22 protein-coding genes are annotated in these 26,387 nt (G+C 39.0%); 11 read left to right on the forward strand and 11 right to left on the reverse strand.

Annotated features, from left to right (window positions below):
- Positions 1–89: 89 nt before the first annotated feature.
- Complete coding sequence (gene nadB, locus G9H60_RS02195; protein WP_223142740.1) at positions 90–1,673, forward strand: L-aspartate oxidase; 1,584 nt, start codon at positions 90–92, stop codon at positions 1,671–1,673.
- Here nadB and udk read toward each other — a convergent pair.
- The gene (gene udk, locus G9H60_RS02200) at positions 1,659–2,288 is read right to left on the reverse strand and encodes a uridine kinase (protein WP_223142485.1); all 630 of its coding nucleotides are present in this window, start codon (positions 2,286–2,288) and stop codon (positions 1,659–1,661) included. The two genes, nadB and udk, sit on opposite strands and share 15 nt — an antisense overlap.
- 67 nt (positions 2,289–2,355) lie before the next feature.
- Entirely contained in the window at positions 2,356–2,892 is a 537-nt protein-coding gene (locus G9H60_RS02205) for a class I SAM-dependent methyltransferase (protein WP_223142486.1), read from the reverse strand.
- 261 nt (positions 2,893–3,153) lie between these two features.
- On the opposite strand from G9H60_RS02205, the gene G9H60_RS02210 reads away from it, so the two are divergent.
- The 4 genes from G9H60_RS02210 to G9H60_RS02225 all read left to right on the forward strand — a co-directional run bounded on the left by G9H60_RS02210 (position 3,154) and on the right by G9H60_RS02225 (position 5,885).
- Entirely contained in the window at positions 3,154–3,333 is a 180-nt protein-coding gene (locus G9H60_RS02210) for a hypothetical protein (RefSeq protein WP_223142487.1), read from the forward strand.
- Between the two features lie 264 nt (positions 3,334–3,597).
- On the forward strand, positions 3,598–4,101 hold the full coding sequence (locus G9H60_RS02215) for a gamma carbonic anhydrase family protein (RefSeq protein WP_130924694.1): 504 nt from the start codon (positions 3,598–3,600) through the stop codon (positions 4,099–4,101).
- Entirely contained in the window at positions 4,098–4,574 is a 477-nt protein-coding gene (locus G9H60_RS02220) for a SixA phosphatase family protein (protein ID WP_223142488.1), read from the forward strand. Before G9H60_RS02215 ends, G9H60_RS02220 begins: the two co-directional genes overlap by 4 nt.
- 369 nt (positions 4,575–4,943) lie before the next feature.
- Positions 4,944–5,885, forward strand: a complete 942-nt coding sequence (locus G9H60_RS02225) for an SPFH domain-containing protein (protein WP_223142489.1) — start codon at positions 4,944–4,946, stop codon at positions 5,883–5,885.
- A gap of 17 nt (positions 5,886–5,902) precedes the next feature.
- On the opposite strand, the gene G9H60_RS02230 is transcribed toward G9H60_RS02225, so the two are convergent.
- From G9H60_RS02230 to G9H60_RS02255, 6 genes are all read right to left on the reverse strand, one after another.
- Positions 5,903–6,421, reverse strand: a complete 519-nt coding sequence (locus G9H60_RS02230) for a YfiT family bacillithiol transferase (protein ID WP_223142490.1) — start codon at positions 6,419–6,421, stop codon at positions 5,903–5,905.
- A 4-nt stretch (positions 6,422–6,425) separates the two neighbouring features.
- On the reverse strand, positions 6,426–8,144 hold the full coding sequence (locus G9H60_RS02235) for a D-alanine--D-alanine ligase family protein (protein WP_223142491.1): 1,719 nt from the start codon (positions 8,142–8,144) through the stop codon (positions 6,426–6,428).
- Positions 8,145–8,149: 5 nt separating this feature from the next.
- The gene (locus G9H60_RS02240) at positions 8,150–8,404 is read right to left on the reverse strand and encodes a NifU family protein (RefSeq protein WP_223142492.1); all 255 of its coding nucleotides are present in this window, start codon (positions 8,402–8,404) and stop codon (positions 8,150–8,152) included.
- Positions 8,405–8,407: 3 nt separating this feature from the next.
- Positions 8,408–9,490 (reverse strand): Mrp/NBP35 family ATP-binding protein, encoded by a 1,083-nt coding sequence (locus G9H60_RS02245; protein ID WP_223142493.1) that lies wholly within the window; start codon positions 9,488–9,490, stop codon positions 8,408–8,410.
- Between the two features lie 63 nt (positions 9,491–9,553).
- Entirely contained in the window at positions 9,554–10,525 is a 972-nt protein-coding gene (locus G9H60_RS02250; protein WP_223142494.1) for a GSCFA domain-containing protein, read from the reverse strand.
- A 6-nt stretch (positions 10,526–10,531) separates the two neighbouring features.
- Complete coding sequence (locus tag G9H60_RS02255; protein WP_223142495.1) at positions 10,532–12,286, reverse strand: DUF885 domain-containing protein; 1,755 nt, start codon at positions 12,284–12,286, stop codon at positions 10,532–10,534.
- A 259-nt stretch (positions 12,287–12,545) separates the two neighbouring features.
- Between G9H60_RS02255 and G9H60_RS02260 the strand changes: the two genes are divergently transcribed.
- The gene (locus G9H60_RS02260; protein WP_223142496.1) at positions 12,546–15,185 is read left to right on the forward strand and encodes an MGH1-like glycoside hydrolase domain-containing protein; all 2,640 of its coding nucleotides are present in this window, start codon (positions 12,546–12,548) and stop codon (positions 15,183–15,185) included.
- Positions 15,178–15,651, forward strand: a complete 474-nt coding sequence (locus tag G9H60_RS02265) for a RidA family protein (RefSeq protein ID WP_166232523.1) — start codon at positions 15,178–15,180, stop codon at positions 15,649–15,651. The genes G9H60_RS02260 and G9H60_RS02265 overlap by 8 nt, the downstream gene beginning before the upstream one ends.
- A gap of 245 nt (positions 15,652–15,896) precedes the next feature.
- Here the strand turns inward: G9H60_RS02265 and nadA are convergent, their stop codons facing one another.
- Both nadA and nadC read right to left on the reverse strand, forming a co-directional pair.
- A complete protein-coding gene (gene nadA, locus G9H60_RS02270; protein ID WP_223142497.1) occupies positions 15,897–16,883 on the reverse strand; it encodes a quinolinate synthase NadA in 987 nt (328 codons plus the stop codon).
- Positions 16,880–17,719: a carboxylating nicotinate-nucleotide diphosphorylase gene (gene nadC / locus G9H60_RS02275; protein WP_223142741.1), complete on the reverse strand. Its 840-nt coding sequence runs from the start codon at positions 17,717–17,719 to the stop codon at positions 16,880–16,882. Before nadC ends, nadA begins: the two co-directional genes overlap by 4 nt.
- Positions 17,720–17,834: 115 nt before the next feature.
- On the opposite strand from nadC, the gene G9H60_RS02280 reads away from it, so the two are divergent.
- From G9H60_RS02280 to G9H60_RS02295, 4 genes are all read left to right on the forward strand, one after another.
- Positions 17,835–18,188 (forward strand): hypothetical protein, encoded by a 354-nt coding sequence (locus G9H60_RS02280; RefSeq protein WP_223142498.1) that lies wholly within the window; start codon positions 17,835–17,837, stop codon positions 18,186–18,188.
- Positions 18,189–18,247: 59 nt separating this feature from the next.
- On the forward strand, positions 18,248–21,175 hold the full coding sequence (secDF, locus tag G9H60_RS02285) for a protein translocase subunit SecDF (RefSeq protein ID WP_223142499.1): 2,928 nt from the start codon (positions 18,248–18,250) through the stop codon (positions 21,173–21,175).
- Positions 21,176–21,240: 65 nt separating this feature from the next.
- Positions 21,241–22,719, forward strand: coding sequence for an APC family permease (locus G9H60_RS02290; RefSeq protein ID WP_223142500.1), 1,479 nt, complete (start codon positions 21,241–21,243; stop codon positions 22,717–22,719).
- A gap of 86 nt (positions 22,720–22,805) precedes the next feature.
- On the forward strand, positions 22,806–24,398 hold the full coding sequence (locus G9H60_RS02295) for a peptide chain release factor 3 (RefSeq protein WP_223142501.1): 1,593 nt from the start codon (positions 22,806–22,808) through the stop codon (positions 24,396–24,398).
- Positions 24,399–24,585: 187 nt separating this feature from the next.
- Here the strand turns inward: G9H60_RS02295 and G9H60_RS02300 are convergent, their stop codons facing one another.
- On the reverse strand, positions 24,586–26,340 hold the full coding sequence (locus G9H60_RS02300; RefSeq protein WP_223142502.1) for a phospho-sugar mutase: 1,755 nt from the start codon (positions 26,338–26,340) through the stop codon (positions 24,586–24,588).
- Positions 26,341–26,387 lie beyond the last annotated feature (47 nt).

Genomic DNA, 26,387 nt, shown 5'->3' on the forward strand with positions numbered 1-26,387 from the left:
GGTTTAATTCGTCGCAAATTTAACATTAATATTCAATATTTTCTTTTAAATAGGCTTTTGGTTAATTTGCGCCTCTGAAAGACATGAATATGCCTACGTATGATTTTATTGTGGTGGGTTCTGGAATCGCTGGCTTATCATACACCGTTAAGGTAGCCCAATACTTCCAGGATAAACAGATTCCCATCAAAATTGCTTTAATTACCAAAACGGTTGCCGAGGAAACCAATACCAAATATGCTCAAGGAGGAATAGCTGCGGTTTGGGATAATCAAGATTCTTTTGAAAAACACATTCAAGATACATTAGTAGCTGGCGACTTTGAAAGTGATCCAAACGTAGTGGAATTGGTAGTAAAAGAAGCCCCCGAGCGCTTGAAAGAGCTGATTTCATACGGAACAGACTTCGACCGAAAATCAGATGGTAGTTTTGATTTAGTCAAAGAAGGTGGTCATTCAGATAAGCGTATTTTGCATTACAAAGATTCCACAGGAAATGAAATTGAAAGAGCTTTATTGGAAAAGGTAAAATCTTTCGATTCAGTTGATTTTTTCACCCATTATTTTGCGGTTGACTTAATTACCCAACATCATTTAGGGGAGAAAGTGACTAAGGATACGCCTAATAAAAAGTGTTTTGGGGTGTATGTTTTAAATAAGAAAACTAAAAAAGTAGAAACTTTTATTGGGAAAACGACCTTGTTAGCCACCGGCGGAATAGGTCAAGTGTATCAATCTACCACCAATCCAACCATTGCCACGGGAGATGGTATAGCCATGGCCTACCGTGCCAAAGGTTTTGTGAAAGGGATGCAATACATCCAGTTTCATCCTACAGCTTTGTATCAGCCTGGCAAAAAACCCAATTTCTTGATTTCTGAAGCTGTGCGTGGGCATGGAGGGATATTGAAAAATCTGGATGGGTCAACCTTCATGGAAAAGTATGATGAGCGCCTATCATTAGCTCCTCGGGATATAGTAGCGAGGGCCATCGATTCAGAAATGAAGAAAAATGGTACAGATCATGTTTATCTAGATACTCGACATATTCCCAAAGAAGAAATCATTGCACATTTTCCCATGATCTACCATTACTGTTTGGACCAGTTGGGAATAGATATGTCGCAAGAAATGATTCCTGTGGTGCCTTGCCAACATTATTTATGTGGGGGAATCATTGTGAATGAATACAGCCAAACCAATATTGAGCACCTGTATGCCGCTGGCGAATGTTCTCATACCGGTTTGCATGGCGCTAATCGTTTGGCATCTAATTCCTTATTGGAAGCTATCGTATATGCCCACCGTGCATTTGAAAAATCCATTGGTGAATTTGGTACACAGACCATCCCAGCTGGTATTCCTCATTGGAATGATGAGGGGACTAGAAATCCAGAAGAAATGGTTTTGGTAACCGAGATGACTCGTGAATTGGAGTCCATCATGAGTAATTATGTGGGAATAGTTCGTACTGATCGACGATTGAAGCGGGCCTATGATCGCTTGGAATTGATCTATTTGGAACATGAGGAATTGTACAAACAATCCAAAATCACGGTTCCTCTGTGTGAATTAAGAAACATGATTAATGTGGCATATTTAATCATTAAGCATGCTCGTGCTCAGAGAGAAAATAAGGGATTGCACTATAACTTGGATTTACTTAATGCGTGATTTGAGGTAGTGAACGATCACTTCCAATCCTTTTTCAAAATGGATGTTGTTCGGAATAACAATGTCGCAGCTTTTTTTGTGCGGACGAATAAATTCTTCGTAAGTAGGTTTAACGTGGTATTTCCAACGGTACATCACATCTTGTAAATCATAACCTCTTTCTTCGTTATCACGCTTGATACGACGCTTCAATTTGATTTTGTTTTGTGCGTCAATGAATATTTTCAAGTCCAACAATTTGGCAACTTCAGGAAAATGGAAGACGAAAATGCCTTCTACCACTAAAATTTTTCGAGGATAAAAATGCAAGATATCAGGTACTTTACTCGAGTTATTGAAAGTGTACTCTTCCCGAGTTACAATTTCTCCTGAACGTAATTTTTCTACATCTTTGGCAAAAGCTTCATCGTCAATGGCTCCCGGTAAATCAAAATTCTCAATCCCATTTTCGTCTTTAGTTTGATCCTGCTTGGGGCGGTAATAATTATCTTGAGATAAAAGACAGATTTCTTCGGAAGGAAACTGGGACATGAGCCTTTGTAAAAACAATGTTTTTCCAGAGGCACTTCCACCTGTGATTCCGATGATGTAGGGTCTTTCGTTGGTTGGGGTCATTGATGTAGCGAATTCGAATGCAAATTTGCGAAAAGCATTTAATTATACCTCAAAAAAATACATGTTTTCACCGTTTCACGTATTTTAAATAAAAAGTCTGCTTTTCCTTGACTAGTTTTTGACTCATTTCGAATTCTATGCTAGCCATTTGTAGGTCTATTTCTTCTTGGAAATACAGCTCTTGTGCACAGCCTTCATGGATGCGGCGCTGATCTACCGACAATTCCTCTTCTAATAGAATCCATCCGCCGGGTTTCACTAATCGTTTTAAAACAGGTAGAATCTCTTCTAAAGGAGCTAATTCATGCCAGGCATTGAAAATGAAAATACCATCTATGCTGAGTGGGGTAATTGGAATTTCAGTTATGGGAGAATGAAAAATTTGGACCAGAGTGGAAAAGGATGAAGATTGTTTTTTTTCAAAGTACGCAATGCTTTCTTGTACAGCTTCCAAGCTTAATACTTGAGTATTGAGGTCAATTAGAATGATTTCTCGACAAGGTTGATGCAATAGGAGATTCACCTCCCACCACCCAGATCCACAACCTAAGGAAAGCAAAGTATCAGATGGTTTCCAGGGAAAATGCTCAAGTAATTGTTTCATGCATCAAAGAAAAGGAAAATTGTTGTTAGTGTTGATGGGAAATGTAGAATGTAGAAAGATAGTGATTAGGGTTAAGTTATTAGGTATTATTGGGATTTAGATGGTAGAATGACGCCAATCTCATTTATACTTTATTATTTACAATTTTCTTTCCGCCTTCCGCTTCGCTCATGCTTCGTGCGAATAGTTCAATATAGAATGAAGAATTTAAAATGTGGAATTTTTCATATTTAATCCCGTCGTTCAGCCCAGCGAAATGTGATGAACGCAGCGGTAGACGAGGTTTTGACCTTAGCAAAGGCGATGCGTGTCGGCGTCAAAAGTATAGGCGATAGCGGAGAGAATCACGGTTCTGCGAAGCAGAATTCGCCTTGGCGGAGCGACAAAAAAGGTTTTTTTTGTTTCTTTTTTTTCAAAAAAAAGAAAATCCATGTGAATTAATGAATAGAAAAGTGCTTGATTTTAAATGAAAAGTATTTTTAAATCTTTTAAATTCATCACTTTTTCTGAAGCTTAACTTTCCTTGCTCTTTCTTTTTTTTTCAAAAATAAGAAATACCTAAGTATTGACATTAAAGTAGAGTGTGATATAAAAGAACATGTATAGCTTCAATAATTACATATCAGAAAATGCTAAAGGAAATGGAAAGACAGAAATTAATCTGTAATTTTCGATTAAACTAATATTAAACCTAGATAACCTATAATGGCGATTTTCATTGCACCAACAGCCTCAGTAATGGGACGTGTATTTATTTCTCCTGATGTCTCTATTTGGTATGGAGCAGTCATTCGAGCAGATGTAGAAGAAATACATTTGGGTGAAGGATGTAATGTACAAGATAATGCAGTGTTGCATGCTGATGAGGGCGATAAAACCATCATTGGGAAATTTGTGACAGTTGGGCATTCAGCTATTGTGCATGGCGCAGAAGTAGGAGAGGGTAGTTTAATAGGCATGCATGCAACCGTGTTAAATCGGGCTAAAATTGGCAAGTATTGTTTAATTGGAGCACATGCATTGGTGACGGAAGGGATGGAAATACCCGACTATTCCCTTGTTTTAGGGACACCAGCCAAAGTGGTTAAAACATTGAATGAATCGCAGATAGAGCGATTAAAATATGGTCCACCTCATTACATTAAAATGGGGGAAAAACATGCCAAGGGCGAATATCCACTTATCACTCAAGCTGATTTTGAATCATGATTGATCTTATTTTAATCCGTCATGCCCATTCTGGGCCATATGATCAGCCCGACAAAGACCGTCAATTATCTTTGCAAGGCATGGAAGAAGTAAGCCTTTTGGCCCAAAAGCTTAAATCGGTTCATTTGCCAACTGGTTTATGGTTATGTTCTGATGCCAATAGAACCACGGAAACAGCTACTGCTTTGCGAAGTGAATTGGGGATTATTGGACCAGTTAATTTAGATCCTTGTTGGTATCAAGCTTCGGGCCCAGATTATGTTAAGATGATTGAAAAGCAAAGTAGACCCGTGATTTATTTGGTGGCTCATAACCCTTCCATTTCCTATGTAGCATCTTATTACTCTGGCACGCTGATTCAAATGGAAACGGGTGGTTGTTGTTATCTACGTTTTCAATATGCCGACTCACCCTCGGAATTAAGTAAGGGCGCTGGAGATTTAGTTTTTCATTTTAATCCTCAAGTAGTATAATGAATCAGAATCAAAAAATATTTCGTTGGATACTCATTTTGTTCACATTACTGATGGTTGCCTTAGCCATAGACATGGCAAAAAACACAACGGCCCCTTGGAATAAAAAGAAAGTGGAGAAGGGGAGGTGATAATAAGTTATAAATTATAAGTGTTTAGGGATTAGTGATACTTAGCTTTGTCAAATTAAACTTTGTCAAATTTTCAAAATTTGACAAAGTTCCAATTAGATAACATTACTCCTACCTAAATAAATCAAGAATTTTTCCATTTCCCTGACCCTAATACCACTCATCATTTATTGTCTATTTTCATTGAGGAAAATCCCTAGTTTAGACTGTTTTTGTAATTTTAAATCCCCTAAAAACCATGACTACTTTACTTGTATTTGGAATCATCGGCATCTTACTGATATTCTTTAGTTTGGTGACTGTCCAACAAGGAAATATTGCCGTTATATCCATGTTTGGAAAATACCAGCGTATTCTGCATCCAGGTTTGAATTTTAAAATACCTCTGATTGAAAGCGTCTTTAAAGTGATATCCATCCAAAATCGCTCCATTGAATTGGAATTTCAAGCCATTACGATTGACCAAGCCAATGTGTATTTTAAATCCATGTTGTTGTATTCAGTCATCAATCAAGAAGAAGAAACCATCAAAAACGTGGCCTATAAATTCATTGATGCTCAAAGCCTTATGCAAACTTTGGTCAGAACTGTTGAAGGATCTATTCGTTCTTTTGTAGCCACTAAGCGTCAAAGTGAAATCTTAAGCCTGCGCAAGGAAATCGTTTCTTATGTGAAAGATCAAATCGATCAGGTGATGGAAGAATGGGGCTATCACCTTCAAGATTTGCAATTGAATGACATTACTTTCGACGAAGTCATTCTAAAATCCATGAGCCAAGTGGTAGCTTCCAATAACTTAAAAGCGGCTGCTGAAAATGAAGGTCAGGCCTTATTGATTACCAAAACCAAAGCTGCCGAAGCGGAGGGTAACGCAATTAAAATCTCTGCCAATGCGGAGCGTGAAGCGGCTCAATTACGAGGACAAGGAGTTGCTCTTTTCCGTCAAGAAGTAGCCAAAGGGATGTCAGATGCAGCACGTGAAATGCAACAAGCTAATTTAGATACTTCCGTGATATTGTTTTCAATGTGGACAGAAGCCATCAAACAATTTGGAGAGCAGTCGAATGGTAATGTGATTTTCTTAGATGGTTCCGCCGATAATATGCAAAGAACCATGCAACAAATGATGAGCGTCAACCAGTTGCAAACGATCAAACAAAACAGAAAGAAAGAGAGTTAATCCTCTCTTTCTTTTCTCTATTTCACCGATAAAACATGTGCCAAATGATGGTCACAGTGCCATGCATATATTCCTAATGCTCGGTCTAATGGATATGTAATACCTCTTTCTGGGTTAATATAAGCCTTTTTCCAATCGGTTTCTTGTAAAGTGTTCAATAAATACACCCAGCGTAAATGAACGTATTTGATGCCTTCCAAAGACCATTCTATGGGAGCGTCATTGCCATCAGGTAAATTTGCCCAATCTGCTTCAGAATATGGTTTGATAATTGGATTTTCTTCCGTCAATGCCATTTTGAAACGTATAAACGAATTCATGTGGCTATCATTCACATGGTGAATGACCTGACGAGCTGTCCAACCACCAGGACGGTAATGTTTGGCCAAAGTTTCATCCGACATGCCAGCAACAGCTTGTTTCAATTTATCAGGAAATTCAGCTAATGTCTTGATCCAAGCAGTTCTAATTTCTGAAGTGATGTTCTCCGGAGCTGAAAACTTGCCAACAGGATATTGCAATGGGTTGATTTCCATAAGATTAAGCCGTTTTAATGTTGGTGTAAAATTCGGTTATTTCTTGTGCTAATTGATGGGTTTGGGCAATTAATGGATGTACTCCTTTGGAGATAGATTCCAGCATTTCCACCGCAGAATCTTTATTCCATTGTGCTGTATTTACTGTAATTAAAATCTCTCCTTCTTCTAAAAGCATGGGAGTTTGAACAATAAATGCTTGCTTACCAGTAGCTGATAAAGCATGAGCTTGTTTTTTCACTACTTCAAAACTGGCTTCAAGTTCAACAGAATTGGTTCCTCTAATTTCTAAAATGATTTTCTCTTGTTGTTTCTGAGCATCTAGTTCAACTTGAATAGCAGAATCCAATGATTCTAACTGCTTGCGAATGGCATGATAGTTTTTGCCTGTACGCATTCTTTCTCTTAGCGATTGACGAATGAAATAAGTGATTGAATCGGTAATCGTTAATCCAATCTCAGCCATTTGCTTGAATATCAGGGAGCTAGGTGACATACCTGGAATGGTATTGGGATCATGTAAGACCACAACTCCACCTTCAGATAAAAACCCATCAATGCGAGTACAAACACCAAAGCCTAAATCATCGAATGCCTGACAAACCATTTTTTGGATTTGTTGTAAGTCCGCTAAACTAGCATCCATGGGAATGCGTTTGCGTGTAGCTTTCGATTTGTATTTAGCATTGAAATCAAACACTTCTACGGATTCATCAATGACAATTTCTGTAGGAGGTAATGCTACCGTTTTTCCTTTGGGACTTTGAATGACCCCGCAACTGAACTCATTTCCGTTGACGAAAGATTCCAATAAAATAGCATCTTCTGAATGGATGGAATGAATACTGGCTTTGGTTACACTAAGTTTAAAATATTCTTGCAAACTGGCGAGTAAATCGGCAGGATGCAGGTAGTTTTGGTGATTAAATCGTACAGGAAAACCAATTCCCTCATCGAGATTCACCATTTTTTGTAATAAAACCAATTTATCTTCTTCCGTAAAATTCAACCAATCTTCTCGGTAAATTTCTTGGATAAATAAGCATTTCTTAATGGCATTGTCGAAGTCCTCCAAGGAGTCTTTTTTCACAAAGGCTAAACCGATCGAGGAACCTTGATGGGGAGCTTTGGCAACAAAAGGTATACCAATTTCTTTCTTTACTTGCTCAAATAGAGTTTCTCTCCCGTATTTCTCGTAATCTTCACGTTGTAGAACAAAGTACTTTTTGTCTAAACCAACACTCTTTTTTAACCAATCGTTTTGCTTGGCTTTGTCGATGCCTATGGAAGAACCTAATAAGCCAGGTCCAGAAAAAGGCATGCCAAACCATTCCAACAATCCCTGAATACTACCATCTTCAGCCGCTGGCCCATGCATGGCCAAGAACACAAAATCAAAGTAATGTGCAAATTCATGGGGCTGAATGATTTGACCTATTTCCGAAATGATTTGTTGGTAATCATGTTCAGATAAATCCTTTACAGATTCAATGTAGACAGAAAAAATATCGTCTTGAAATCTTTTGGGCGGGAAAAAATCACGGATGGAGCTGGCATGTATGAGTTCTTCTTGGATCAAAATAAAATTTCCCAAACTATCCACAAAAACAGGAACAGGCTGAAAAAGGGCCTTGTTGATGTGTGCCATAGCCGTTTTACCACCAGCAAAACTTATTTCACGTTCACGAGCCGGTCCACCAAAAAATATACCAATGCGCATCATGAAACTTAAGATTGTACGGTTTGACTTAACTCTTCTACAGAAATGATTTCGGGAACTTCGCGGCGAATCGCTTCTTCGACACCGGCTTTAAAGGTCATTGCCGACATGTTGCACGACTTACAAGCACCTAATAAGTTAAGCTTCAGTCGATTGTCATCCGTAATCTCAATGATTTCCACATTTCCACCATCAGCAATCAGGTAGGGCCTTATAGAATCAAGGGCTGCTTGTACTTTCGAGTATAGAGGGTGGTTTTCCATGGGTTATTGACGTGGAGTAGAAGCGTTTCTAATAGCAATTTGTTGGGCTAAATTAGCAGCAATGCTGGCAAATGCCGTGGCACTTGGTCCTTCCGTAGAAGCGATAGGCTTTCCTTCATCACCCGCTTCTCGGATGGCTTGAATTAAAGGAACTTCGCCCAAGAAAGGTACTTTGTATTTTTCTGCCAATTGTTTACCTCCATCTTTACCAAATAAATAATACTTGTTTTCAGGTAGTTCAGCAGGTGTAAAATAGGCCATATTTTCAACTAAACCTAAAATAGGTACATTGATACCGGCTTGGTTGAAGAACTGTAAACCTTTGGTAGCATCAGATAAAGCTACTTTTTGAGGAGTTGTTACAATAACTGCTCCTGTCAATTTAATCAATTGAACCAAGGTTAAATGAATATCAGAAGTTCCTGGAGGAAGGTCGATTAACAGATAATCCAATTCATCCCAATTGGTATCCCCAAAGAATTGGCGCAATGCTTGCGTCATCATAGGTCCTCTCCATGGCACAGGACTATCACTAGGAGCTAAAAAGCCCATGGATATCATCTTAATACCGTATTGCATGATGGGTTGAATGCGATTTTTGCCATTGACTTCTTGAACCAAAGGCTGTAATTCCTCTGCCCCAAACATCACGGGAATGGAAGGGCCTGATATGTCTGCATCTAAAATTCCGACTTTAGCTCCACTTTGTTTTAGAGCCATAGCCAAGTTTGCCGTAACTGTTGATTTTCCTACTCCTCCTTTACCCGAAGCTACCGCAATCACATTTTTCACACCCGGAATTAATGGGTCGGAAGAAGTTAAACTAGTAACCTCTGCCGTCATGTTGATGGATATTTTTAGGTCAGGATGCACCAAACGGTGGATAGCTTCCTCACAATCTTGTCTGATTTTTTCTTTCAATGGACAGGCGGGAGTTGTTAAAACAACGGTAAATCGAACTTCACCAATACCTAATTCCACATCTTTAATCATGCCCAAGGTGACCAAATCTTTTTTAAGATCAGGCTCTTGAACGGTACTGAGTGCACCTAAAATGATTTCTTTACTTACGCTTAATTCTCCCATGAATACTTTATCTCTTTCAAACCTCAAATATAAGGTATTTTCGCCTTTGTTAGCCTTTCAAAATTAACTAATTGATAAAATCCGCGCTTGAATGGCTTGTTGTATTTTGCTCGTATCATAGTTGAGTGTGGTACTTGAAAATTCCACTTTACATTGTTCTAAACTTTGTAAATAAAGTGCTTTTTTCGCTGGGTGAAATTGATGATGCAGTGTTTGGAATAATGCTTTCCATTTTTTCTCAATACCCAATAATTCCTCACTGAAATAGCATTCAGTAAACTTTTGCCAAATATATTCTTCTGCCGTATCATTGGGATGAATCATGTCAGATGCATAAAATCGATAATCACGAAGCTCATCTAGCATAATTTCATAAGCAGGGAAATAGTCGACTTGAGGAAACAAGTTTTTCAAAGTTTCAGCTGCCAAGCGAAGAACAGCCTTGGAAACTGAATTTTCGGGTATTCCATCTTTGGTATGTCTGACGGGTGAAACCGTCAAAATGATTCTAAGGTCTGGGTTTTTCTTGCTTATTTTTTGAATAAATTCCTGATATGGTTGGATGATTTCCTCCACAGAGGATAGTCTTTTTTCAAAAGAATTGGCCGATTGTTTGTGGCAATTGGCAATGTGTCTTTTTAATTTTTTATCCCAATAATAATAGGCGGTACCCCAGGTTATGAGTAAATATTGACTTTGTCCAAGGCTTTTTTTGACCTTTTGTTGGCGCTGCTGAATCAGTTCCATCAAATCTGAAGGGTCAGCAGCACATAGACTAGAATGGTAATCTGGATGTAACCAAATACCTTGTTGATTCACTAATTCTATAGGCGAAAGCTTATCTGTTTGAAGTGCTTTTAAGATAGCATTGGGATGAAACAAGGTTCCAAATGGTTGGTTGAGGATGTTGATGGGTAAATTTTCCATCCTTTTGCCCATGTTTTCAGCAAAACAAGAGCCTATACTGAGTACTTGGACGTCAGGAAGCCACTTCCGGGGAGATTTGGGAATGGAAAAAGTAGTAGTAAACTGCATGAATGATTATTGATTTTGTGCCCAACGATCCATTTTTTCCGAAAGTAAATCTAATGGTAAACGACCGTCTTTAAGAATTTCATCATGAAATTGGCTTTGCTTGAATTTTTTACCCAGTTTTTTCTCCAAACGTGCTCTAATTTCTTTGATTTTTAATTCACCAATCTTGTAAGAAAGGGCTTGTCCCGTGTAGGTCATATAGCGCTCAATCTCCGCAGTAGCTTTTTGAAGACTAATCGGTTCATTGGCCATCATGTATTCAATAGCTTGTTCTCTACTCATATTTTGGGAATGTAGACCTGTATCCACAACCAAACGAATAGCACGATGAATTTCGTGTCCTAAAGCACCCATGTATTGATATGGATCCGTATATAAACCTAAATCCTTTCCTAAACTTTCTGCATATAAACCCCAACCTTCACCATAAGCCGCATTGAAGCCAAATCGGCGAAATGCTGGTATGCTGGCATTTTCTCTTTGTAAACTCACTTGATAATGGTGACCAGGAATAGCTTCATGAAGGAATAAACTTTCCATTCCACTGTTATTAAATTTGGTCGCATCTAAAATGGGAACATAAAAAATACCCGGTCTTGAACCATCTGCTAAACCAGGATTGTATTGCGCAGCGGCACTAGCGGCACGAAAAGCTTCCGTGGCTCTTACTTCAAATCGAGTGGTTGGTATTACGCCAAACATTCCTTTTACCTTGTTTTCCATTCTTCTATAAATGGTATAAAAGCCTTCAATAACTTCGGCTTCCGTTTTGAATGGCATGAATTGTGGGTCATTTTCAATGTAGTGGAAAAATGCTTTTAAGTCGCCAGAAAAGCCCACCGACTTTTTGGTTTTTTCCATTTCATCCTGAATGCGTTTCACTTCTTTCAGTCCTATGGCATGAATTTCTTCGGCCGACATATTGGTAGTGGTCATTTGTCGGATTTTGTATTGATAATAACGTGCAGCATCGGGTAGTCCTTGCGCGCCAGAACTAGCTCGGGCTTTAGGTAAATATTCGTTTTTGATAAATACGGCTAAACGACGGTATGCTGGTATGATTTCCTTTTCAATGATGGATGAATAGGACTTGGTGAATTGATCTTTTTCAGCCTGGCTAAAACTTGCAGGGAAGTTTTTTAATGGTCCATAAAAGGTACTTTGTGTGATATCAGACTTGTCGAAAGATTCTAGTTGTCCTGTTAATTTCTGTACTAATGCTTTCGGTAAAACATAATTGGCTTTTAATCCTTTCTTGAAATAGACGATGCTACTGTCGAGACATGCCGCGCCCAAATGCATTCTTTTTTCCCAATTGGCATAATCTTTGACAGTTTTAAAGGGTTGCACTACCGATCCTGAGCCATATTGAGCAAAGGTTAAGTGAAATCCTTGAAATTGATTAAGAGGAATATAATTTTCGGGAAAGGTTAATCCTTCTAGGTTAAGTTCTAAGGTATTTTTAAGAATTTCATAACTCAAACGGTCATTCTCGTTTAGGCCCTTCACATCGATATTTTTGAGACTGGCTAAAGTCTTTTGAGAATAGGCTTTAAGTTTAGCCCGATAGTCGTCTGTAAAATCAAATGTCAGTTGATCATTAAATCGATTGTCTCCATTTTGGGTAGCAGAAAGAGGATTCATTTGAATTTGATTTTCATAGAATGCATCTGCCAATTGGTTTAAGGCACTATTAGGTGCTTGGGCTAAAGATTGAAAACAGACTAATGTTGTCAGGTAGAGGAGGAAATATTTTTTCATGTTGTTGATGGAGGAATGGGTGAGCTGAAACCTAAGAAATGATTCAATTTTGATATTTCGAATTAAAATGAAGCCATTATATAAGCAATATATTCATTTTTACAGGAATTCGAGATAGGATTTTAACCTGTTTTTGGACTAATTTCAATGGACAATAGTATTTTTCAGCGGTAGTTTTGAATTCGGCTTGGATTCTATTTCGAATCTGCCTGAAATCAATAACTTTGCGATTTGCATTTATTCATACAAATTAAAAGATATGTCGGAACTAGGAGCGGAGCGTGCACGATTAAAAACTCGGAATGACAATAAAGGTTGGAAGAAGTGGGGGCCATATTTAACAGAAAGACAATGGGGTACGGTACGTGAGGATTATTCAGCTCATGGAAATGCTTGGGACTCCATTACTCATGATATGGCGCGTTCCAAGGCCTATCGATGGGGAGAAGAAGGTATTGGAGGAATTTCCGATAATAAGCAACACGTTTGCTTTGCTTTTTCATTTTGGAACCATAAAGACCATATTTTAAAAGAGCGATTTTTTGGCCTAACTGGTGGTGAATCTAACCATGGGGAGGATGTGAAAGAATTGTATTATTATGAGGATTCTACCCCAACGCATTCCTACATGCGGATGAGTTATAAATATCCTCATCAAGCATTTCCTTATCAGAAACTGATTGATGAAAGTAAAAAGAGGACTCGTTTAGAGCCTGAATATGAATTATTGGATACGGGTATTTTTGATCGAAATGAATATTTTGATATCAAAATGGAGTATGCCAAAGGAGATGAACAAGATATATTAATTCAGGTTACTGTAGAAAATAGGGCTAAAGTGGCGGCACCTATTACGGTTTTGCCTACCATTTGGTACCGTAATACCTGGTGCTGGGGCTATGAAAATTATAAATACAAGCCATTATTGACAGGAGTGGGCCATTCGTTTATTGAAGTGGACCATCGGGTGGTGGGGAGATTTAAGCTATATGCGGAGAATGCCGATGAGTTTTTGTTTTGTGATAATGAAACCAATTTTCGCCGTTTGCATGACTCTCCTAATTTGAGTCATTTTGTCAAGGATGGAATCAATGATTATATCGTTAATAAGGCTAAAAATACCATCAATCCCAATAATATAGGGAGTAAGGCGGCCGTTCGTTTTTCCGCAAAAATTCCAGCTGGAGGCAAAAAAGTATTTCGACTACGATTGACGAGTCAGTCCATGCAACATCCATTTGAGGATTTTGATGCTATTTATTCCGCAAGAATAAAGGAGGCAAATGACTTTTATGATGATTTGCATGCAGGGGTCAAGGAGGAAAAGTTGCGAGCTATACAGCGCCAATCCTATGCTGGAATGTTGTGGACCAAGCAATGGTATTATTATAACGTATTTGAGTGGATTAAAGGAGATCCATCCATGCCACCTCCACATCCAAGTAGAAAAGTAGGAAGAAATAGTACCTGGCGACATATGTATGCGGCCAATATTTTATCCATGCCGGATAAATGGGAATATCCTTGGTTTGCGGCTTGGGATTTGGCATTTCACACCTTGCCTTTAGCAAGGTTAGATCCGGATTTTGCAAAACGCCAATTGGCGGTTATTCTGCGTGAATACTACATGCATCCTAATGGTCAAATTCCAGCTTATGAATGGTCATTTTCGGATGTGAATCCTCCTGTACATGCTTGGGCAACCTGGAAAGTGTACGAGATTGACAAGCAGATGAATGGAGGAAAGGGAGACGTAACTTTCTTGGAAAGGATATTCCACAAGCTCTTATTGAACTTCACTTGGTGGGTAAACCTGAAGGATGAAGGAGGAAACAATATTTTTGGAGGAGGCTTTTTGGGGATGGATAACATTGGGGTTTTTGACCGATCGGCCACATTGCCTACCGGTGGACATTTGGAACAAGCAGATGGAACGGGTTGGATGGCGATGTATAGTTTGAACATGTTACGCATTGCTTGTGAGATTTCCATTGAAAAGCCTGTGTATCAAGACATGGCTTCCAAGTTTTTTGAACACTTTTTGCACATTGCTGGGGCCATGCAGGCCATTGGTGGAGATAAATTGAATCTTTGGGATGAAGACGACCAATTCTATTATGATATGTTACATAAGGAAGATGGAAGCTTGATGTTGCTGAAATTACGTTCTATGGTAGGTTTGATTCCTCTGTTTGCTGTCGAGGTTTTGACATCAGATATGTTGGAGAAACTACCCCAGTTTAAAAGGAGAGTTGAATGGGTATTGAATAACCGCCCTGATTTGGCCAATTTGATTTCTCGTTGGTATGAACCAGGTAAAGGAGAAAGTAGATTATTATCCATTTTACGTGGTCATCGTATGAAAATGATCATGAAACGAATGTTTGATGAAACGGAGTTTTTATCAGATTTTGGTGTTAGAACTTTGTCGAAATACCACCAAGAACATCCTTATAAATTCATTTATGACGGAGGAACGATACAGGTGAATTATGATCCTGCCGAATCAACGGGAGATATGTTTGGGGGTAATTCCAATTGGCGAGGACCAATTTGGTTTCCGATGAACTTCCTAATCATTGACTCATTGAGAAAATTCTCTGATTACTATGGCACGGACTATGAGGTTGAATTTCCTACGAATTCCGGCGTGATGGTCAATATCAAAGATGCTGCTGAGGGGGTATCCAAGCGATTATTAGATTTATTTATACCGAATAAAGAAGGTAGAGTACCTATGTATGGTAGTTATGAAAAGATGCAGGAGGACGAGAGCTTTAGGGAATCGATGTTGTTTTTTGAGTATTTCGATGGAGATACAGGAAAGGGTTTAGGAGCTAGTCACCAAACAGGCTGGACAGGATTAATTTCAGAAATAATACATCAATTATATGGATAAGCGTACACCAGAAGAAAATTTTGCGGCCTTGAATTTGGCATTACCACCAGCACCTAGTCCTTTGGGTGTATATAAGCCAGGGCTTCAAATGGGAGAATTATATTATGTTTCCGGACATGGACCTGTGCAAACCAATGGCCAGTTGATTATTGGTAGAATTGGGGATGCATTTACAATGGAGGAAGGAAAACAAGCAGCTCAACAAGTTGGATTGACTATTTTGGCTACATTAAAAGCGCAACTTGGGAGTTTGGATCGAGTAAAACGAGTAGTGAAAGTATTGGGGATGGTCAATTGTACCTCAGATTTTGAGCGCCATCCTTACATCATAAATGGTTGTAGCGAGTTATTTGCCAAAGTTTGGGGAGAAGAAATGGGCATAGGAGTGCGGAGCGCTGTGGGGATGGGAACCTTGCCAGATAATATTCCAGTGGAGATTGAAGCCTTGTTTGAATTACATCAATAAACTGATTTTTATTTGTGATTTTTCCCATTTAGATTTGTCAACTTTGACAAAGTTGACAAATCTAGGTCACCATACACCCGTGTGACCATGCGCCCAAAGGATCAATATACCATGAAACCTTAAGACCATGCGATCAAATGGCCATGAAGCCTCAAGACCATGCGCCCATATGACCAATTGTCCATGCGACTTTGTGGCCTTGTGATTTCTTGAAATCGTTTCTTTTTTTAGTCATATTTCGACTGTTACTTGGAAATTTCCAGCATCGCTTTTAATGCTTTGTAGGCTGGAATTCGGATTTCTTCACTCAAGTGAATTTCTGGGAGCTCATAATACAAGGCATTGTACAATTTCTCCAGGGTATTCATTTTCATATATGGACATTCACTGCAAGCGCAGGAATTTTGTTCATTAGCAGGAGCAGGAATTAAATGCTTATTCGGTACCGCCATCTTCATTTTGTGTAAAATACCAGCTTCAGTTGCGACAATGAAGGTTTGTCGATCTGATTTTTCCACATAATTCAATAGTGCTGTCGTACTTCCTACATAATCAGCTTCCCTCAAAATCATTTCTTTACACTCCGGATGGGCAATCAATAAAGCATCGGGAAACTCAACGCGCAATTGCTTCAATTTGTCCAATGAAATATCAATGTGCACCATGCAAGCGCCTTCCCATAAAATTAATTCACGACCAGTTTTATGGGCAACATATCGACCTAAATTAGCATCAGGGGCAAAAATAATTTCTTTCTCTTTGGGGATAGATTCTACAACTTGTACAGCATTTGATGAGGTACAAATAATATCTGTCATGGCCTTAATTTCGGCGGAGCAATTGATGTAACTTACCACCACGGCATTCGGATGTTTTGCCTTTAATGCCGCAAATTCCTCTACAGGAACTGAATCTGCTAAGGAGCAACCCGCATTGAAATCAGGAACGACTACTTTTTTACTAGGATTTAAAATCTTGGCTGTTTCACCCATGAAATGCACCCCACAAAATACAATTAAATCGGCTGTAGTATTTTCTGCAGCTTGTGAAAGCCCTAAACTATCCCCCACAAAATCAGCTAATTCTTGAATTTCACCATCCACATAATAGTGAGCTAAAATCACGGCATTTTTTTCCGCTTTTAGTTTTTTGATGGCTTCAATTAATTCGGGGCCCTTTGGTGCGGATCTACTGATATAACCAACTTCTGCTGCTTCTTCTGTTAAATTCATGCTTTTTTTGCTTTTAAGCTAAGATCTAAACTTTTGATTTGATGGGTTAACGCACCCATAGAAATATAATCAACGCCTGTTTCGCCATAGGCCCTCAGCGTCTTTTCTGTAATACCTCCTGAAGCTTCGGTAATGAATCTTCCATTAATCTTTCGAATGGCATCGCGGAGGCGATCGGGACTGAAATTGTCCAACATAATTCGTTGCACTCCACCGATAGCCAGTACTTCATCTAATTCAGATTCATTCCTGACTTCTATTTCAATCGCCAAACCCAATTGATGGTTTTGGTTATAGGATATAGCTTGTTCTAATGCTGCTTTGATACCACCGGCATAATCCACATGGTTATCTTTGATTAAGATCATATCATATAGTGCAAAACGGTGATTCACTGCACCACCTATTTTACAGGCCCACTTTTCTGCAATTCTGAAATTGGGTGTTGTTTTGCGGGTATCCAATAATTGAGCGCGGGTGCCTTCAAGTAAATTCACCATACGTTTGGTATAGGTGGCAATTCCCGACATTCTTTGCATGCAGTTTAATACCAAACGTTCTGCTTTTAGAATGGATTGGGCATTACCTTGTACTTCTAGGACCACTTGCCCATGCTGAATACTCGCTCCATCTGTCATAAAGGTTTGCACTTGTAAAGCAGGGTCAACTTCTTTAAATATGTACAAGGCCATTTCTACTCCTGCCAATATCCCCTCATCTTTGACCAATAATTGAGCTTTTCCTTGAGCATCTTGATTCACCGTGGCCAATGAAGTATAATCTCCAGGGCCAACATCCTCCTTCAAGGCAGCTTGAATAAAGGAATGAATGTGAATAGGATCCAGATATGTCAACATGCTCAGGGGTTTTGTTTGGCAAATTTACAAATTTTAATCTTACTAAGGTGGGAAATGGAATTGTAAAAAAAATATCCTATTTTTGCTCCCCATCATGCAAAAGAAGGTCAACTTTTTTCAATTGTTTTTATTTCTACCCGTCCTATTTTGGTTGGTAGCAAATCCTATTTCGCTGTTTTCAGCAGAAAAAGGGCAGGTAAAAACAGATAAAAACTTCCCAGCAAGCAAAAAAGAATCCAAGCAGGAGACTATTGTAAAAGCAGAACAGCCTGTATATCAGGTGAGTAGCAATTTGCAATTGGATTTTCCTAGTGATTGGGCTTTTCAGCAAATCAGTATTCCTAGTTTTCAGGAAACGTTACATGCTTTTAAATTACCCATTGCATTACCTCGTGCTCAAATTCTGAGCATTCTTTTTACCCAATTTATAGCCACTCTGGCCCCTTGAGAATTGTCTACTATTTAGACTATTTTATTCTTATTTTATTTCATTTTTAATTTACAATTATGCGTTACAAAAGTGCCATTATATGGCTGTCTACGATTATTTCAGCCCTATGTATCTTTTTCCTTTCCTTCACTTGGAAAGCGAATCAATTAAGGGATCAAGCTATTTCCTATGCAACTACCAAAGATGGTAAGTATGATCCAGCCAAGCGTTTACATTTCATTGATTCCCTTTGGAAGCAGCCTGTTTATCTAGGTTATACTTTTCAAGAGGTTACTCAATATGCCTTACAAAAAGGTCTTGACTTAGAAGGTGGTTTACATGCCGTATTGGAAGTTTCACCGGATGAAATTTTACGTGCATTATCTGGAAAGAGTAATGACCCAACCTTTGAAAAGGCCTTAGCAGAAGCTACGAAACAACAAGTAAATTCAACTCTTCCTTTCAATGAGTTGTTTTATACTGCATTCGCTAAAATTGCTCCTAATCAAAGTTTGGCATCTGTTTTTGCCAACTCAGTTAACCGTGGAAAAATCAGTTCTACATCATCTGACTCTCAAGTAAAGAAAGTGATTAATGCAGAAATTGATGGTGCAGTGGATCGTGTGTATAAAATTATCCAAGCTCGTATTGACAAATTTGGTGTAGCTAACCCAAATATCCAACGTTTGCCAGGTTCTAACCGTATTCAGGTAGAACTTCCAGGTGTTGACAATCCAGAGCGTGCTCGTAAATTATTATCAGGAGCAGCTAAATTGGAATTTATTGAGTGCTATGAATTGAACGAATATGGTGCTGGCTTAAATGCATTGGGCGCTTTATTAGAGCAAGAAACAAAAACACCTGTAGCAGCGGCAAGTACTCCAGCAGCAGCTACCAAAGATACTTCAGCGAATGCATTAGCTTCTCAGTTGACTTCTGCTCCGAAAGCTGATTCAGGAAAAGCTAAAGCAGATACTGCTGCAGGTAATGCATTAACTAAATTATTTGTTCAAATGGGCAATGGTATTGGTGTGTATCGTAAAGATACCGCTCGTGTGAATGCCTTGTTCCGTCGCCCAGAAGTAAAAGGATTCTTCCCAGCTAATTTATCTTTTGCTTGGTCGGCTAAAGGTACACCTGCGACCAACGGAGATGAAATTTTGAGTCTAGAAGCTTTGAAAAAAGGGGAAGGACAATCTGCTCCATTAGAAGGAGATGTGATTACGGATGCTGCACAAGATTTTGATCAAACAGGTCGTGCAGAAGTAACGATGTCCATGAATGGAACGGGTGCTCGTATTTGGAAAAACTTGACAGGTGCTAATGTAGGCCGTCGTATTGCTATCGTATTAGATGGTTATGTGTATTCTGCACCAGTAATCAATGGAGAAATTCCAGGTGGTCGTTCTTCTATCTCAGGTAACTTCACCGTAGAAGAAGCAAAAGACTTAGCCAACGTATTGAAAGCAGGTAAATTGCCAGCTCCAACTCGTATTGTAGAAGATGCATTCATTGGTCCATCTTTAGGAAATGAAGCCATCAATCAAGGATATTTATCGATGGTTTTAGGTTTATTATTAGTGATTATCTTCTTGGTAGGTTACTATGGTACTCCAGGTTGGATGGCTAACTTGTCTTTGTTCTTTAACTTATTCTTCATTGCTGGAGTTTTGGTTCAAATCCAAGCTTCCTTGACTTTGCCAGGTATTGCCGGTGTTGTTCTGACATTAGGTATGGCGGTTGATGCCAACGTATTGATCAATGAGCGTATTCGTGAAGAATTGCATAAAGGCAAAGGTTTGTTAGAAGCCATTAACTTAGGTTATGAGAAAGCTTTAAGTGCGATTTTGGATGGTAACATTACCACAGTTTTAGTGGGTGTGATTTTGATTATTTTCGGTTCAGGTTCTGTTAAAGGATTTGGAGTAACACTTTGTATTGGTTTGGTGACTTCTGTATTTACGGCTGTTTACTTATCACACATCTTCATCGATTGGATGGCTAAACGTGCGATTAAGGCAGGTAAAGAAAAAGAAATGACTTTTGAGACCTTTATTTCTAGAGATCTTTTCAAAGGCATGAATTTTGATTTCATCGGAAAGCGTAAATATTCGTATTGGATTTCATGGGGCTTAATTACTGTTGGAGCTATTGTATTGTTCATGCAAGGTGGATTCAACTTAGGTGTTGACTTCAAAGGAGGTCGTTCTTATGTAGTAGAATTCTCTAAACCAGTAGAAGCAGGATTAGTAAAAGAGGCATTGAAAGATGATTTCAATGGGGTTGGTTCAGAAGTGAAGACCTATAATGGTCAAACTAAATTGAAAGTAACTACATCCTATTTAGTAGAAGATGAATCTATCCAAGCGAACCAAACAGTAAGAACAGCTTTGGAGAAAGGATTGAGCGAGTTTTCAGCTAGTAGTCCTAAGATTTTATCGGAGTCTAAAGTGGGTGCAACTGTAGCAGATGATATTTTGACCCAATCTTTTGTGTCTATTTTCTATGCTTTGATAGCAATCTTTATCTATATCTTGATTCGTTTCCGCAAATGGCAATACTCGCTTGGAGGTATCATCGCCTTGTTACACGATACTTTAGTGGTATTGGGTATGGTTGGTATCGTTCGTTTGTTTGGCTTTGAATTAGAAGTTGACCAAGTATTCATTGCAGCTATCTTAACAGTTATTGGTTATTCCATCAATGATACCGTGGTTGTATTTGACCGTATACGTGAGGAAATTGGTGTAAATCCTGATTTGGGTAATAAGCCATTGATGATCAAAACCATCAATGAGTCCATTAACCATACCATGTCACGTACTGTTATGACAGCGACAACCGTATTCTTAGTAGTAACAGTCTTGTTATTCTTCGGTGGTGATGTGTTAAGAGGTTTCTCTTTCGCCATGTTTATTGGTGTTGTATTTGGTGCATATTCTTCTATATTTGTAGCTGCACCTATTGTAATCGACTTAGGTACGTCGAAAAAAGAAAAGAAATAAATTCATTAGGCCGGTGCAATAATTGCACCGGCTTTTTAATGATTTCCATTTAAAAATTTGATGCTATGAGCAACAGTATTTGGAGAAAAAAACCATTGGAAGCCTATGCTGCTGATGTAAAAAACAATCAATTAAAACGTGTTCTTGGAAAATGGGCTTTGACCTCTTTAGGTATAGGTGCCGTTATTGGAGGAGGTATATTTACCTTGACTGGAATTGCTGCCCATGATTGGGCGGGTCCTGCCTTGGCATTATCCTTTGTGATGGCAGGTGTAGCCTGTACGTTTGCAGCATTATGTTATGCTGAATTTGCTTCAATTTTGCCTGTAGAAGGCTCCGCTTATGCCTATTCTTATGGTACAGTGGGTGAATTTTTTGCTTGGTTCATTGGATGGAACCTCATTTTAGAATACATGATGGGAGCCACTACGGTGGCTGTGGCCTGGTCTGGGTACTTTGAAAAATTATTACATCTCTTCAACATTAACTTACCGATTTATCTTACCAATGACCCTGTTACCGCAGCTGAAAAAGCAGAAAAGCTTCGTGCGGCAGGAGAAGTAGTTCCTGATTTTGCTTTCGCTTTTAATTTACCCGCTTTCCTTATTGTTTGGGGTGTTACTTGGGTATTAGTGAAAGGAATCAAAGAAGCAGCTAGCACGAATAACTTAATCGTTATTATGAAAGTGGCCGCCGTAATTTTTGTAATTGTAGTAGGTGCATTTTATGTTGATACTGCCAATTGGCATCCTTTTATTCCTGAAGCAGTGATTGATGATTCAGGTGCTCAGCACTATGGATTCAATGGTGTTGTTACCGCAGCAAGTATTATTTTCTTTGCATACATCGGCTTTGATGCTGTATCTACGCAAGCAGGAGAGGCGATCAACCCAACCAAAGATATTCCTTTTGCCATTATCGCTTCGTTATTAATTTGTACACTTTTGTACATCTTAGTTTCCTTAGTGTTAACTGGTATGGTGAAATACGACACCTTGGATTTGAAAGCTCCCGTAGCGTCCGCTTTTGAAGGAGCTGGTTTGCCTATTGCCATGTACATTGTTACGATTGCCGCTACTGCTGGTTTAACTTCCGTGATGTTGGTGATGATGTTATCTCAAACACGTATCTTCTTAGGTATGGCCAAAGACGGTTTATTGCCAAAAGGTTTGTTTGGAGCCATTCACCCTAAATTTAAAACACCTTGGAAAAGCACGATTTTCGTAGGAGGAATCGTATCTGTAGTTTCAGCACTTACACCTATTGATAAAGTGTCTGAAATGTGTAGTTCAGGTACTTTATTGGCCTTTGCTATGATTTGCGGTGCAGTATGGTTATTGCGTGTTCGTGAGCCCAATATTGAGCGCCCTTTCCGTGCGCCATGGTTGCCATTTGTAGCTACAGCTGGTATTTTATGTAACCTGTATTTGATGTGGGGTTTACGTACCGAAACTAAAATCTCCTTCTTGATATGGGGTAGTTTAGGAGTTATTGTTTACTTCTTATACAGTAAAAAACACAGTAACCTGAACCAGAAAGACTAAGTTTATAGCTTGTAATATTTGGCACCCAAATTGGGTGCCATTTTTTTTTGCCGTACTTTTGCAACCTGAATTAAAAAAGTCATTAAATGAGTAAGCTCGCAGCCGAAATTGCCAAAAGAAGAACCTTTGGAATTATCTCCCACCCTGATGCCGGAAAGACAACTTTAACGGAAAAATTGCTACTTTTTGGAGGAGCAATTCAAACAGCAGGTGCAGTTAAATCCAATAAAATCAAGAAGGGGGCAACTTCCGACTTCATGGAAATTGAACGCCAAAGAGGTATCTCGGTCGCAACTTCCGTGATGACTTTTGACTACCAAGGGGTGAAAATCAATATTTTGGATACACCTGGTCACAAGGATTTTGCCGAAGATACTTATCGAACATTGACAGCGGTTGACTCCGTTATTTTGGTTATAGACTGCGTGAAAGGGGTAGAGGAACAGACCGAGCGATTGATGGAGGTTTGTCGAATGCGTAAAACTCCTGTGATTATTTTTATCAATAAAATGGACCGTGAAGGTCAAAATCCATTTGATTTATTGGATGAATTGGAGCAAAAACTCTCCATTCGAGTACGTCCTTTAACCTGGCCTATTAATATGGGTTCAAATTTCAAAGGGGTGTATCATTTGTTGGATCGTTCATTGAACTTGTTCTCTGCCAACAAAACTAAGATTGAAAAAAATGTTGTTGCGGTAGATATTCATACACCTGAATTAGATGCAAGGGTGGGTGAAAAAGATGCGGCTCAATTGCGCGAAGATGTAGAATTAATCGAAGGGGTATATGAACCTTTTGATCGAGCAGAATATTTATCTGGAGAAATTGCTCCCGTATTTTTTGGTTCAGCTGTGAATAATTTTGGTATACAAGAATTACTAGATACGTTTACCAAAATTGCCCCACCTACCCAAGCACGTGGTACTGATGTGCGAATCGTGGAGCCTTCCGAAAAGAAATTTACTGGATTTGTATTTAAAATACATGCCAACTTAGACCCGAAACACCGGGATAGAATTGCGTTTTTACGCATTTGTTCTGGAGTATTTCAGCGAAATACCTTTTACCAACACATTCGTTTGAAAAAGAATGTCCGCTTTGCGAATCCATATAATTTCATGGCCCAGGAGAAGGAAGTGATTGAAGAAGGATTCCCGGGAGATGTAATCGGTTTATACGATACAGGTAACTTTAAAATTGGAGATACCCTGACTGAAGGGGAGGTATTGAACTACCAAGGCATACCTAATTTCTCGCCAGAAATTTTCAAGGAACTAATCAATTTAGACCCGATGAAAGCCAAGCAATTGGAAAAGGGAATTGACCAATTAACGGATGAAGGAGTAGCTCAATTATTTCTTCAACCCCAGCTTGGTAATCGTAAAATTGTTGGTACTGTGGGTGACTTGCAATATGAAGTTATTCAATATCGTTTGGAGCATGAGTATGGTGCCAAATGTCGTTTTGATGGAATGCAGGTGAGTAAAGCTTGTTGGATTACCTCAGAAGATCCAAAGAAATTGCAAGAGTTCGTACGTTTGAAAGGTCAAAATATCGCCCAAGATAAAGATGGTAACTACGTATTTCTAGCAGAATCCGATTGGATTTTGCGTATGAACCAAACGAATAATCCTGAGATTGAATTCCATTTTACTTCGGAGTTTAAATTAGCGTAATATCAGTTTCTTGGACAATATAATTTGTTTCAAAAACGTTACAACGCTCAACGCTGTCAAGGTTTGGAACCTTGCCAGCGTTAGAAAAAAGAGCGTTGAAATCTGTATAAATAACAAAAAACCCAGGCACTTTGCCTGGGTTTTTTGTTATCAAATTGCAGAATTATTTTTCAATAACAAGCAAACTTTATTTTAGTCCTAAATCTTCTTGAATGGTTTTGACTTTGGCTTGCAAAGCTGTAAAAGTCGCATCAAAATCAGCAGCTGAAGCTAAAGGTGCATTGACAGAAACATAAAACTTGATTTTAGGTTCTGTGCCCGAGGGTCTAGCCGAAACCTTTGAACCATCAGCTAAAATCAATTGAATCACGTTGGAAGCTTCTATTCCTCTACCTTCTATAATTGGACTTACTTTTCCCGTAGTTAAATCCGTTGATTGTAAGCCCTCATAATCCAATACCTTCACAGGTTTGCTTCCCGCCACGCTAGCAGGCACATTGGAACGAAGATTAATCATCATTTGCTTGATTTCTTCAGCTCCTGCCTTACCTTTTTTAGTTAAGGATATTAAGCCCTCGTAATAAAAATTATTCTCGATGTACATTTCTGCTAGAAAATCGAAAAGCGATTTCCCCTGATCTTTCGCATAAGCGGTTAATTCAGCAATCATGGCACAAGATGCCACGGCATCTTTATCACGCACAGCATCGCCAATTAAATAGCCATAAGACTCTTCTCCACCTCCAATGAACTTCTCTTTTCCTTCTAATTCACGAATTACCTGAGCAATGTATTTGAATCCCGTCAGCGTATTGTAACAAGGAACCCCTTGTTGTGCACACATTTTATCAATCAAATCCGTAGTCACAATGGTTTTAGCCACAAATTCCTTGCCAGTCAATCGGCCTAGTTTTTTATCAACCTTCAGTAGATAATACAAAATCAAACTAGCCATTTGATTTCCATTCAATAGCTGCCATTCGCCACTTGGACTTTTCACAGCTGCCCCCACACGGTCCGCATCTGGGTCCGTAGCTATGACCAAATCGGCATCCAAGGCTTTTGCTTTATCTAAAGCCAAGGTCATGGCTTCTTTTTCCTCAGGATTCGGATATATGACGGTAGGGAAATTTCCGTTGGGTTCCGCTTGTTCTTGAACAACATGTACCGATGTGAAACCTAATAAAGCCAATGCCCTGGGTACTAAAGTTATTCCCGTTCCATGAATAGGAGAAAAGACAATTTTTAAATCTTTCTGGCGCTGAATTACTTCGGGTTGACGGCAATTGGCTTGAATGGTTTTTAAATATTCCTGATCGATTTGATCATCCAATAAGTGTAATAAGGCATCGTTCCCCTGAAACTTGATATCATCCACAGAAAGAATAGCATTTACTTCCGACACAATGTTTTTATCATGAGGAGCTACCACTTGGGAGCCGTCCGACCAATAGGCTTTGTACCCGTTGTATTCTTTTGGATTATGCGATGCTGTAATCACGATACCAGCATGACATCCTAAATGTCGTACAGCAAAGGATAACTGGGGCGTAGGACGAAGTGCTGGGAACAAATACACTTCAATGCCATTGGCGGTAAAAATATCGGCAGCAATCCGACAAAATTCTGGAGAATTATTTCTGGAATCATGGGCAATAGCCACTTTTATCTTTTGATTCCCTAAAACTGTTAATAGATAATTCGCAAAACCTTGGGTAGCTGCACCCACCGTATAACGGTTCATTCGATTGCATCCAACACCCATTTCGCCCCTCATGCCACCTGTTCCGAATTCCAATGATTTATAAAAGGAATCAGTTAAGGTAACTTGATCTTCTTGATCAATTAATTGTTGGATTTGAGATTTTGTTTCTGCATCATAGGCTCCAGAAAGCCATTGATTTACATTTTGTTGAGTAGTATTGTCAAGGTGTAATGCCATAGGGTTAATTTTCAAAGAGGGCTGTCAAATTATTTGCTTACTTTTGT

Origin of the sequence: Aquirufa aurantiipilula (genome assembly GCF_019923745.1) — a bacterium.
Taxonomy (GTDB): domain Bacteria; phylum Bacteroidota; class Bacteroidia; order Cytophagales; family Spirosomataceae; genus Aquirufa; species Aquirufa aurantiipilula.